Below are 11,598 nucleotides of genomic sequence, written 5' to 3' on the forward strand. Positions count from 1 at the left end.
CCCACCTCCTACACCCCACTCCCACTCTCCGGGCGGGGGGGTTCGGCGGTGCGGGTTTGTTTTTTTTCTTTCCCTCCCCCCCCCAACAACCCCCCCCCCCCCCCCCCCTCCTCGCTCCTCCCGTGCCCGCGCGCCGAGAGGTGCCGAGAGGTTAAGAGGGGACCCCTCCTTGCATCCGGGTCCGGCGGGGCGGGGGTGGGTGTAAGGAGGGGTCCCCTGCTAGCGCCTGGTGTATAGGAAGGGTCCCCTCCTTACATCCGGCCAGCGGGGTCAGCGGAGCGGAGTGGCGCTGGGGAGGGGTGGTGACTGGGGTCACAATGAATACGGATCGGTTCCGTATCGGAATGGGGACGCCTACGCTCGGGATGATTACGGTACTTGGCCGTATCGAAATGTGAAGGGTGTCGGGGGATGCAGCCGAACGAGAACACCGGGCACCCGAGGCGGTGGGCGATCCTCGCAGTGCTGGTCATCAGCCTGCTCGTCGTCGTCCTGGACAACACGATCCTCAATGTCGCGCTGCGTACGCTGGCCGACCCGGTGCACGGGCTCGGTGCCACCCAGGGGGAACTGGAGTGGTCGATCAACTCGTACACGCTGGTCTTCGCCGGGCTGCTGTTCACCTTCGGGGTGTGGGGTGACCGGGCCGGGCGACGGCGGATGCTGCTGATCGGGCTGGTCCTCTTCGGAGTGGCCTCGCTGCTCTCGGCGTACGCGCAGAATCCGGGTCAACTGATCGCGGCCCGCGCGCTGATGGGGGTCGGCGGCGCGGCCATCATGCCGGCCACCCTGTCGATCATCTCCAACGTCTTCGACCCGAGGGAACGGGGACGGGCCATCGGCATCTGGGCCGGTGCGGTGGGGCTTGCGGTGGCGATCGGTCCGGTGCTCGGCGGGCTGCTGCTGGAGCACTTCTGGTGGGGCTCGGTCTTCCTGATCAACGTGCCGGTGACGGCGATCGGCGTGGTCCTGGTGGCGCTGCTGGTGCCCGAGTCGCGGGATCCCGCGCCGGGACGTGTCGACGTGGTCGGTGTCCTGCTCTCGGTGGTCGGCCTGGTGACCCTGACGTACGGCATCATCGACGGCGGCGAGCACGGCTTCGGTCGCCCACTGGTCTGGGCCACGATCCTCGGCGGCCTGGCGGTGCTGGCCTGGTTCGTCGCGTACGAGCGGCGCAGCACCCACCCGTCGCTGGACGTACGCCTGTTCCGGGTGCCACGGTTCGCCGCACCGGTGGCGATGATCGGGCTGGTGTTCTTCGCGGCCATGGGCGTGATGTTCTTCAGCTCGTTCTATCTCCAACTGGTACGCGGCTACAGCCCGTTGCAGACCGGCCTGTTGTTCCTGCCGTTCGCGGTGGCCCAACTGGTCTTCGCGCCCCGCAGCGCCACCATGGTCCGCCGGTACGGCGCGCGGGCCGTCTCGACGGTGGGACTGCTGCTGACCACGGTGTCGCTGGCCGCGTTCGCCTTCGTCAACGCCACCACGCCGATCTGGGTGGTGCTGGTCGTCTTCTTCCTCCAGGGCACCGGGATGGCGAACATCATGCCGCCGGCCACCGAGTCGATCATGTCGGCGCTGCCCCGGGAGAAGGCGGGCGTCGGCTCCGCCGTCAGCAACACCATCCGCCAGGTCGCCGCCGCGCTGGGTGTCGCGGTTATCGGCTCGGTGCTGGCCGCCGGGTACCGCACCGGTATCGCTCCGGCCGTGGCGGACCTGCCGTCCGGGGCGCGGGCGGCGGCCGGCGAGTCGATCTCCGGCGCGTACGGCGTGGCGGGTCAGCTCGGACCGGCGGCACCGCAGGTGATCGCGGCGGCCGACGACGCCTTCGTCTCGGCGATGCACCTGTCCGCGGTGCTGGCCGCGCTGGTCGCGGCGGCCGGTGTCGTGGTGGCGCTGCGGTGGATGCCGGGCCGGGCCGACGCCGCAGCGCCGGTGCCGGTCGGCGAGCCCGAGTTGGCCGGTGCGCCCTGATGTCAGGAACAATGCGGCCATGACGAGCAGTACGGACGTTCCGCGACCGCCCGGGCGGCCGCGGAGCGTCCGCGCGGACGAGGCCATCATCGAGGCGACCCTGGACCTGCTGGCGGAGGGCAGCACGATCGAGGCGATCTCGGTGGAGGCGATCGCCGCCCGGGCCGGGGTCGGCAAGGCGACCATCTACCGCCGGTGGCCGGGCAAGAACGCGTTGCTGAGCGACGCGTTGCGGACGCTGAAGGGCGACCCGCCGCAGCCGGCCGGTCGGTCCGTCCGGGACGACCTGATCACACTGGTCAGCACCATCGGGCAGCACATCGACCCGCGGGCCGCGAAGATCATGCCGTGTCTGGTGCCGGTGGTGAAACGGGACCCGGAGCAGTACGCGCTCTACCAGAACATCATCGAGCCGCGCCGGGCGGTGATGCGGGAGGTGCTGCGGCGGGGCGTACGCGACGGTGAACTCCGCGCCGACCTCGACGTCGAGGTGACCATGGCGATGCTCACCGGCCCGATGCTCATCCAGCGGGTGATGAACTGGAACCCGGACCTCGACACCACGACCCTCCCGGTGAAGGTCGTCGACCAGGTGCTGGAGGGCATCACCGCCCGCTGAGGCGGACGGGACACGATCGCCGACCACGGCACGGTGTCCGGACGCGCAAGGGGCACGGCGCGGCGGTACGAGAGACGGGCTCACGACCCACCGCAACGCCCCTGACCTGCGCGAATCGGTGTGAACTGATGTCGGGCACCGGGGCGATCGGCGGCGGCCTAGACTACGGGCGTCCCGCGGCGGTCGGGACGCCTGCCGCGGTCTTCGGAGGTCTCCTTGTCGACGCCCATCACCACCACCCTGGCTCTCGGCCCGGACTGGCTCGATCCGGAGTGGTTGATCTCGACCTTCGGGTTGATCGGCATCCTGGTGATCGTCTTCGCCGAGTCGGGCCTGCTGATCGGGTTCTTCCTGCCGGGTGACTCGCTGCTGTTCACCACCGGGCTGCTGGTCGCCGACGGCCAGTACCTCAAGTATCCGCTGTGGCTGGTGTGCCTGCTCATCACCATCGCCGCCATCGCCGGCGACCAGGTGGGATATTTGTTCGGCCGCAAGGTCGGCCCGGCGCTGTTCCGACGCCCGAACTCGCGTCTGTTCAAGCAGGAGAACCTGCTCAAGGCCCACGAGTTCTTCGAGAAGTACGGCGCCCGGTCGGTGGTGCTGGCGCGCTTCGTGCCGATCGTGCGGACGTTCACCCCGATCGTCGCCGGGGTCAGCCGGATGAACTACCGCACCTTCGTCATCTACAACGTGGTGGGCGGCATCCTCTGGGGCACCGGCGTGACGGTCCTCGGCTACTTCCTGGGCCAGATCCCGTTCGTCAAGACGAACATCGAGTACATCCTGATCGCCATCGTGGGGCTGTCCGTGCTGCCGATCGCGTTCGAGCTGCTGCGGGCGCGGATGGCCGCCAAGCGGGGCGTCACCCCGCAGGAGCGCGCGGCGGCCGAGGAGGCGATCCGCGAGACCCGGGAGCACTACGGCAAGCACTGAGCGTCGCCCGGTGTGACCCGGGCGCGGTCGCCCGGGTCACACCGGCCACCGGAGATGTTGGTCGGAGTAGCCCCGCCCCATAGGGTTCGATCATGCAGACGTCGGCGGCCGAGATCGACCAGCCCCGTCGGGACGTCGGGCGCCTGGTGGACATGCTCCTGTGGGGTGCGACCGCACTCGGTGCGATGCTCGCCGCCCTGGCCCATCTCACCGGCGCGGCGCCGGTCCTGCGCTTCTTCGTCACGCTGGCCGCGATCACCCTCGCCTCGGCGGTGCTCGGACGCTCGCTGGACCAGCTCGGTGGGCGGATGCGTCCGGCCGCCATCGGCACCTTCCAGGCGGTGGTCGGCAACCTGCCCGAGCTGATCATCTGCATCTTCGCGCTCCGCGCCGGCCTGGTGGCCGTGGTGCAGGCCGCGTTGATCGGGTCGGTGCTCAACCTGCTGTTGCTGGGCAACGGACTGTCCTATCTGGCCGGTGGGCTGCGCAACGGCACGATGAGCATCGACGGCCGGCACGCCAAGGTCACCCGGGTCATGCTCGTGCTGCTGATGGCCACCCTGATCACCCCGGCGATCGCGGTCAACCTCGGCACTCCCGCCGCCGAGCACACCACCGCGGTCTCCTACGTGGTGGCGATCGCCCTGCTCACCGTGTTCGTGGTGTCGCTGCCGTTCCGGCTCGGCAAGGACGCCGACGCGCCGCCGCCGGTGCACAACGGAGCCGGTGAGGCCAAGGTCGGCACCTGGCCGCTGCCACGCGTCCTGATCCTGGTCGCGGTGGCCGGTCTGCTCATCGCGTTCGAGGCGGACTGGCTGATGGACGCCCTGCTGCCGGCGACCGAGGCGATGAACCTCAACGCCGCCTTCGTCGGTCTCTTCCTGGTGGCCACCGTCGGCAACCTGTCGCAGCTCGCCCCGGCGGTGCAGCTCAGCCTGCGGGGCGACGCCGACACCGCCACCGCGATCACCATGGAGGGCGCGCTCCAGGTCGCGTTGATGTTGGCCCCGGTGCTCATGCTGATCGCACCGCTGCTCGGCGCCGGTGAGTTCACGCTGATCTTCCCGCCGTTGCAGATCGTCGCGGTCATCGTGGCGGCCCTGCTCGTGGTCTTCGTGACCATCGACGGCACGGTCAACCACCTCGAAGGACTGGCGCTGGTGGCGCTCTACACCGTGCTCGGCTCGCTGTTCTGGTGGGGCTGAGACCGGCTCGGGCGCACGGCGACTCCGGTGGTGCGGCCGAGTGGGCGGGCGGCGGGCGTGTCCCGGAGCACGTCTCGCAGACGGCATCGGTAGGGTGTCGAACACACGTACTGGCCGGTGGCCGGGGGAGGAGGCGGCGTGCGGGTGCTCGGCGTCGACCCGGGGTTGACCCGATGCGGGGTCGGCGTGGTCGAGGGGGTGCCGGGGAAGCCGTGCACGCTGATCGCCTACTACGTCGTCTACACCGATCCCGGTGACGAGCTGCCCGCCCGCCTGTTGCACCTGGACCGTTCGCTGACCGAGCTGGTCGCCGAGCACCGTCCGGACAGCGTGGCCGTGGAGCGGGTGTTCAGCCAGCACAACGTGCGTACGGTGATGGGCACCGCGCAGGCCAGCGGGATCGCCGTCCTCGCCGGGGCGCGAGCCGGGCTGCCGGTGCAGACGTACACGCCGAGCGAGGTGAAGGCGGCGGTGACCGGCTCCGGGAAGGCGGACAAGGCGCAGATCACGGCGATGGTCACCCGGTTGTTGCGGCTGCCCGAGCCGCCGCGTCCGGCCGACGCCGCGGACGCCCTCGCGTTGGCCATCTGCCATGTGTGGCGGGGCGGCACCCGGTCCAGACTGGCCGTCGCGGCGGACCGGGCGAGACGAGGAGGAGCGAGATGATCGCCAGTGTGAGCGGCGTGGTGACCGCGACCGGCCCGGCCCACGCGGTGATCGAGGTGGGCGGGGTCGGCCTGGCCGTGCAGTGCGCTCCCGGCACCATCGCCGACCTGCGGGTGGGTCAGTCGGCCCGGCTGGCCACCAGCCTGGTGGTGCGGGAGGACTCACTCACCCTCTACGGCTTCGCCGACGACGACGCGAGGGCGCTGTTCGAGCTGCTCCAGACCGCGAGCGGAGTGGGGCCCCGGCTCGCCCAGGCGGTGCTCGCCGTGCACACCCCGGACGCGGTACGCAAGGCGATCGCCAACGCCGACACGGGCGCGCTGACCCGCGTACCCGGGATCGGCAAGAAGGGCGCCGAACGTCTGGTGCTGGAGCTGCGCGACCGGATCGGCCCGGTGGCCGTCGGCGCCGACGGCGCGGCCGGGGTGACCGGCGGGGCCTGGCCGGAGCAGGTCCGCCAGGCGCTGATCGGGCTGGGCTGGACGGCCGGTCAGGCCGACCAGGCGGTCACCGCCGTCGCGGAGACCGTCGACGGACCCACGCCGCCGGTGCCGGTGCTGCTCAAGCAGGCCATCCGGCTGCTGGGCCGGTCCCGGTGACCGCGCCCGACGGCGGGCTGGTCTCGGCGTACGTCAGCGATGCGGAGCGGGACGCGGAGGTCAGCGTCCGGCCGAAGCGGCTGGACGAGTTCATCGCCCAGCACCGCGTCCGGGACCAGCTCGACCTGCTGTTGCAGGGCGCGATGCGGCGCGGTTCGCCGCCGGACCACATCCTGTTGTCCGGGCCGCCCGGCCTCGGCAAGACCACCCTGGCCAACATCGTCGCCGCGGAGCTGGGCACCGGCATCCGGGTGACCAGCGGCCCGGCGATCGAGCGCTCCGGCGACCTGGCCGCGATCCTGACCAGCCTCGCCGAGGGCGACGTGCTCTTCATCGACGAGGTGCACCGGATCGCCCGCCCCGCCGAGGAGTTGCTCTACAGCGCGATGGAGGACTTCCGGGTCGACGTGGTGGTCGGCAAGGGACCCGGGGCCACCGCCATCCCGCTCGACGTCGAGCCGTTCACGCTGGTCGGCGCGACCACCCGGGCCGGGCTGCTGACCGGCCCGATGCGGGACCGTTTCGGGTTCGTCGCCCACCTCGACTTCTATGTCCCCGCCGAGCTGGAGCTGCTGCTGCACCGCTCGGCCCGGATCCTCGGCGTGCCGATCACCGACGACGGCGCGGCGGAGATCGCCGGCCGGTCGCGGGGCACTCCCCGGATCGCCAACCGCCTGCTGCGCCGGGTCCGCGACTTCGCCGAGGTCCGGGCCGACGGGGTGGTCACCGTGGAGACCGCGCGCGCGGCGTTGACCGTGTACGACGTGGACGCCCTCGGCCTCGACCGCCTCGACCGGGCGGTGCTGACCGCGCTGGTGGACTCGTTCCGGGGCGGCCCGGTCGGCCTGTCCACCCTGGCCGTGGCGGTGGGGGAGCAGCCGGACACCGTGGAGGAGGTCTGCGAGCCGTTCCTGGTGCGGGCCGGGCTGCTGGCCCGGACGCCGCGCGGCCGGGTGGCGACCGAGGCCGCCTGGCACCACCTGGGACGTACGCCCCCGAATGGTACATTTGGGTTCGAGGCTCCTGCTGTGCCCGACTTGTTCTCGGTGGACAGCGACCAGCCGTGATCTGTTCGTGATCTGTGCCGCATTCGGCGTTCCCAGATAGAGCGACTAGACTCGCCGCGGTCCGCACAGGATGTGAAAATCCGCCTCCGCTCGGTGCCAGCACCGTGATGGAGGCCAATGGGAAGGTCTACAACCGTGCTCTACGCAGCAGAAGGCGGAGGAGCGGCGGGCTTCACGCCGATCCTCATGATCGCGCTGCTCTTCGGCGTCATGTACTTCATGATGATCCGCCCGCAGCAGAAGCGCCGCCGTGAGGCCGAGGCGATGCAGACCGGCCTCTCCGCCGGCGACGAGGTGGTCACCATCGGCGGGCTCTACGGCACGGTGACCGGCGTCGAGGACGACAGCGTGCTGCTCGAGATCGCTCCCGGAGTGCAGACCCGCTACGCCCGCCCGGCGATCGCCCGGGTGGTCACCAAGGCGGAGCGGCCGGTCGAGTCGCCCGTCGAGGAGAGCGACACCGTCAAGGACTGAACACCGCGCCCACCCGGGCCGCCGCCGCGGCGGTCACCGCGCCCGGGTGGGAGTCACCCGGACGCGTCCCCGTGCGGGTGGCCGCCACACGTGGCGCGAGTGCGACAACTGGATAGATGGCCGACGCCGGGCGTCGGTGTTCCGGCTCGGCCGGTCCACGCGTCCGCGTCGGCCACCCGAGGCGGCGGCACCGGCCCGGGCGCCGTCGGAAGGCAGACCGTGGGCCGGGCAGCCGGCCGACCCGCCGCCGCGCCCGCGGCGGCGCGACCGTACAGGGAGACAGGACAGCCGTGGCACCACCTCAGGGACAGATGCGCCCGGGACGGCAGTTGGCCGTACTCGGGGCCATCTTCATCGTCCTCTACCTTCTGGTGTTCTTCTCGGCCGGCGCCAGCGGGGGCTGGAAGGAACGGCTCGAGCCTCGTCTCGGTCTTGACCTGGTCGGTGGTACCCGGCTGACGCTGGAGGCCACCAACACCCTCGACGGCCGGGCCCCGACGGCGGAGAACCTCGAACAGGCCCGCCAGATCATCGAGAGCCGGGTCAACGCGTACGGCGTGGCCGAGGCCGAGGTGATCACCGAGGGCGACCGCAACATCGTCATCTCCCTGCCCGGCGAGAACCGCGACCTCACCGAGGTCGGCAGCGCCGCCGAGCTGCGCTTCCGCAAGGTGCTGAAGATCGCCGACGGCAGCGGCACGGTCCGCACCCCGGCGCCGACCCCGAGCGGGTCGGTCGAGCCGACGCCGTCCGGGGACGCCGCCGCGAGCCCGTCGCCCACGCCCGAGGCCGAGGTCACCTCCTCGCCGTCGGCCGGTGGCCAGGGCGGTGGCGCGCCGACCCCGACGCCCACCGAGTCGCCCGCCGCGACCCCCTCGCCCTCGCCGAGTGCCGAGGAGGACGTGCCGCAGAGCGTCGAGGAGCAGCGGCAGGCCGTCGAGCAGAAGGTCGGCGCCGAGGCGTGGGCCGCCGCCACCGGCCTCCAGGCCCCGGCGGACCTGGCCGCCGACCCGTCGCTGGCCGAGAAGCTCGCGCCCTTCGCCGAGCTGTCCGGCCGCGAGGTCGCGGTGCTGCCGACGCAGATGCAGTTCAACGTGCCGACCATCAGCTGCCTCCAGCTCGACGACCGGCCGCCGGCCTCGATCTCCGACCCGGAGCAGCAGGCGGTCTCCTGCGAGGCCGGTTCCATCAAGAACCTGCTGGACGTGGCGAAGGTGCTCGGCACCGACGTCAGCAGCGCCACCGCGGTGCGCGACCAGACCAGCCAGTGGGTGGTCAGCCTGGACTTCACCCGCAGCGGCGGGGAGAAGTGGACCGCGCTGACCCGCGAGGCGTTCAACAACGAGGGCCAGGCCTGTGACGCCTCCGCGCTCGGTGACGAGGGTCGCTGCCGTGTCGCCGTGGTGCTGGACAACACGATCATCTCGTCGCCGCAGATCCAGGGCGTGCTCGTCGGCAGCTCGCAGATCACCGGCAACTTCACCAACGCCGAGGCCAGCGAGCTGGCCGGCTACCTCAGCTACGGTGCCCTGCCGGTCACCTTCGAGCCGCAGGAGCAGCAGAACGTCACCGCCACGCTGGGCGCCAGCCACCTGCGGGCCGGTCTGCTCGCGGCCGGCATCGGCATGCTGCTGGTCATCATCTACTCGTTCTTCTACTACCGCCTGCTCGGCTCGGTCATCTTCCTGAGCCTGGTCGCCTCGGCGCTGCTGCTCTTCGGCTCGCTGGTGTTCCTCGGCCGGCAGATCGGCTTCACGCTCACCCTCGCCGGCATCGCCGGCATCATCGTCTCGCTCGGTGTGGCGGCGGACTCGTTCGTCATCTACTTCGAACGACTCAAGGACGAGATCCGCGAGGGCCGCAGCCCGCGCAGCGCGGTGCCGCGAGCCTGGATCCGGGCCCGCCGGACGATCATCTCGGCCAACGCCATCACCATCCTCTCGGCGGTGGTGCTCTACATCGTCTCGGTCGGCACGGTGAAGGGTTTCGCCTTCGCCCTCGGTCTGGCCACGGTGCTCGACCTGCTCGTGGTGTTCCTGTTCCGACACCCGATCATGACGATGCTCGCCAGCACCAAGGCGTTCCTGTCCCCGCGGGTCAGCGGGCTCGGCCGGGTGCTGCCCGCCCGCTCGGCGCCGACCCAGCCTCGCAACCAGCGCGCCAAGGAGGCGTGACATGTCCGCTGAGAACGGTCTGGCAGCTCGCCTCTACCGGGGCGAGGCCGGCCTCAACATCGTCGGCAAGCGCAAGATGTGGTTCACCATCGCCGCGGTGCTGGCGACGATCGCGCTGGCCAGCGTCATCTTCAACGGGTTCAAGCTCGGCATCGAGTTCGCCGGTGGCAACTCGTTCCAGATCCCGACCAGCGTCGGCACGCTCCAGGACGCCGAGGCGGCCACGCAGAACGCACTGTCGGCCCAGGGTGGCACGGTGGTCACCGCGCAGCAGGTCGGCGGCGGCAGCGGCAACTTCTACGAGCTGCGCACCACCGAGCTGAACGGCGAGCAGGTCCAGGCGGTCAAGACCACCCTGGGCCAGCAGTTCAACATCGACCCCGAGTCGATCAGCAGCAACCGGGTCAGCGAGGCGTGGGGCAGCCAGGTCACCAACCGGGCGCTGCTCGGTCTGGTCATCTTCATCGCGCTGGTCACCGTCTACCTGGTGCTGCGCTTCGAGCTGAACATGGCCATCGCGGCGATCTTCTCGCTGGTGATGAACCTGGTCCTCACCGCCGGCCTCTACTCGATCGTCGGCTTCGAGGTCACGCCGTCGACGATCGTCGGATTCCTCACCATCCTGGGCTTCGCCCTGTACGACGTGGTGGTGGTTTTCGACAAGGTGCAGGAGAACACCAGAGGGATCACCGCGAGCAACACCCAGACGTACGCCGAGGCAGCCAACCTGGCCGTCAACCAGAGCCTGATGCGGTCGATCAACACCTCGGTGGTCGCGCTGCTCCCGGTCGGCGGCATCCTCTTCATCGGTGCCGGCCTGCTCGGCGCGGGCACCCTGAAGGACCTCGGCCTGGTGCTCTTCGTCGGTATGGCGATGGCCTTCATCACCTCGATCACCCTGGCCACGCCGCTGCTGGTGGTGCTCAAGAACCGCGACCCGCGGATCGACGCGCACAACAAGCGGGTGCAGGCCCGGCGGGCCGGGACGACCCGGGACGCCGCGACGACCAAGGGCTCCCGCAAGGCGGAGTCGACCGAGACGACCGACACCGACGAGGAGCCGGTGACCGCCGAGGCGGGTGCCGCCCTGGCCGGTGCCGCCGCGCCGAAGGTGGGCGCGCGTCCGGCCGGCAAGCGCTCCGGTGGCGCCCGTGGCGGCCGCCCGAGCGGCGGTGGCGGCAACCGCCCGGGTGGCGGCAAACGGCGCTGACCGGGCCGGGACCGACCCGGTAGGGACGAACACGACGGCGTCCTGCATGCTGTGCGAACAGCGTGCAGGGCGCCGTTGTCTGGTGGAAGGGAACGGAAGCGTCGTGACGGAGACCCACAGCACCGCGGTACGCGGCGACAGCGGCCCGGAGACCGCCCGGCTGGTCGCCAGCCGGGTGCTGGACGTGCCCGACTTCCCGAAGCCGGGCGTCATGTTCAAGGACCTGATGCCGCTGTTCGCCGACGGAGAGACCTTCCGCACCGTGATCGACGGGATCGTCGCCCACCACGGGCGGGACTCCTTCGACACCGTGGTCGGCATCGAGGCGCGCGGCTTCGTGGTCGCCGCCGCGATCGCGTACGCGACCGGGGTCGGCGTGGTGCCGGTGCGCAAGGCCGGCAAGCTGCCCCGTCCCGCGTACGCCGCCTCCTACGAGCTGGAGTACGGCGAGGCGACGCTGGAGGTGCACCAGGACGCGTTCACCGCCGGGCACCGGGTGCTGGTGGTGGACGACGTACTCGCCACCGGCGGCACCGCCGCGGCGACCCTGGACCTGGTGGAACGGGCCGGCGGCACGGTCGCCGGTTTCACCGTGCTGCTGGAGCTCTCCTTCCTCGGCGGGCGGGCGAAACTGGCGCCGCGTCCCGTCCATGCCCTGCTGACCGTTTGAACCGACC

At 71.1% G+C, this 11,598-nt stretch carries 11 protein-coding genes; all 11 read left to right on the plus strand.

Annotation, left to right across the window (positions count from 1 at the left end; translation table 11 throughout):
* The first annotated feature begins 411 nt into the window (after positions 1-411).
* The 11 genes from ACIBMZ_RS27925 (at position 412) to ACIBMZ_RS27975 (ending at position 11,591) form a co-directional block, all read left to right on the plus strand.
* Complete coding sequence (locus ACIBMZ_RS27925; RefSeq protein ID WP_396698852.1) at positions 412-1,974, plus strand: MFS transporter; 1,563 nt, start codon at positions 412-414, stop codon at positions 1,972-1,974.
* Between the two features lie 19 nt (positions 1,975-1,993).
* Complete coding sequence (locus ACIBMZ_RS27930) at positions 1,994-2,593, plus strand: TetR/AcrR family transcriptional regulator (protein ID WP_396698854.1); 600 nt, start codon at positions 1,994-1,996, stop codon at positions 2,591-2,593.
* Between the two features lie 216 nt (positions 2,594-2,809).
* The gene (locus ACIBMZ_RS27935) at positions 2,810-3,526 is read left to right on the plus strand and encodes a DedA family protein (protein ID WP_396698855.1); all 717 of its coding nucleotides are present in this window, start codon (positions 2,810-2,812) and stop codon (positions 3,524-3,526) included.
* Positions 3,527-3,618: 92 nt separating this feature from the next.
* Complete coding sequence (locus ACIBMZ_RS27940; RefSeq protein WP_396698857.1) at positions 3,619-4,731, plus strand: sodium:proton exchanger; 1,113 nt, start codon at positions 3,619-3,621, stop codon at positions 4,729-4,731.
* Between the two features lie 138 nt (positions 4,732-4,869).
* Positions 4,870-5,397, plus strand: a complete 528-nt coding sequence (gene ruvC / locus ACIBMZ_RS27945) for a crossover junction endodeoxyribonuclease RuvC (protein WP_396698859.1) — start codon at positions 4,870-4,872, stop codon at positions 5,395-5,397.
* Positions 5,394-5,996: a Holliday junction branch migration protein RuvA gene (gene ruvA, locus ACIBMZ_RS27950; protein WP_396698861.1), complete on the plus strand. Its 603-nt coding sequence runs from the start codon at positions 5,394-5,396 to the stop codon at positions 5,994-5,996. The genes ruvC and ruvA overlap by 4 nt, the downstream gene beginning before the upstream one ends.
* Entirely contained in the window at positions 5,993-7,063 is a 1,071-nt protein-coding gene (gene ruvB / locus ACIBMZ_RS27955) for a Holliday junction branch migration DNA helicase RuvB (RefSeq protein ID WP_396698863.1), read from the plus strand. The genes ruvA and ruvB overlap by 4 nt, the downstream gene beginning before the upstream one ends.
* A gap of 135 nt (positions 7,064-7,198) precedes the next feature.
* Positions 7,199-7,537 carry a preprotein translocase subunit YajC gene (yajC, locus tag ACIBMZ_RS27960; protein ID WP_350695037.1) on the plus strand — a complete coding sequence of 113 codons (339 nt, stop codon included), beginning with the start codon at positions 7,199-7,201 and terminating at the stop codon, positions 7,535-7,537.
* 290 nt (positions 7,538-7,827) lie between these two features.
* Complete coding sequence (secD, locus tag ACIBMZ_RS27965) at positions 7,828-9,711, plus strand: protein translocase subunit SecD (protein ID WP_396698865.1); 1,884 nt, start codon at positions 7,828-7,830, stop codon at positions 9,709-9,711.
* A 1-nt stretch (position 9,712) separates the two neighbouring features.
* The gene (gene secF / locus ACIBMZ_RS27970) at positions 9,713-10,921 is read left to right on the plus strand and encodes a protein translocase subunit SecF (RefSeq protein ID WP_396698867.1); all 1,209 of its coding nucleotides are present in this window, start codon (positions 9,713-9,715) and stop codon (positions 10,919-10,921) included.
* A gap of 103 nt (positions 10,922-11,024) precedes the next feature.
* Positions 11,025-11,591 (plus strand): adenine phosphoribosyltransferase, encoded by a 567-nt coding sequence (locus ACIBMZ_RS27975; protein ID WP_350695032.1) that lies wholly within the window; start codon positions 11,025-11,027, stop codon positions 11,589-11,591.
* Positions 11,592-11,598 lie beyond the last annotated feature (7 nt).

The sequence above is a fragment of the Micromonospora sp. NPDC049900 genome (assembly GCF_044461025.1).
Classification (GTDB): domain Bacteria; phylum Actinomycetota; class Actinomycetes; order Mycobacteriales; family Micromonosporaceae; genus Micromonospora.

What these genes read in the sequence shown, in the direction of transcription:
- ACIBMZ_RS27925 (WP_396698852.1), top strand. Translation starts at nt 412, where the DNA reads ATGCAGCCGAACGAGAACACCGGGCACCCGAGGCGGTGGGCGATCCTC.
- ACIBMZ_RS27930 (WP_396698854.1), top strand. Translation starts at nt 1,994, where the DNA reads ATGACGAGCAGTACGGACGTTCCGCGACCGCCCGGGCGGCCGCGGAGC.
- ACIBMZ_RS27940 (WP_396698857.1), top strand. Translation starts at nt 3,619, where the DNA reads ATGCAGACGTCGGCGGCCGAGATCGACCAGCCCCGTCGGGACGTCGGG.
- ruvA (WP_396698861.1), top strand. Translation starts at nt 5,394, where the DNA reads ATGATCGCCAGTGTGAGCGGCGTGGTGACCGCGACCGGCCCGGCCCAC.
- secF (WP_396698867.1), top strand. Translation starts at nt 9,713, where the DNA reads ATGTCCGCTGAGAACGGTCTGGCAGCTCGCCTCTACCGGGGCGAGGCC.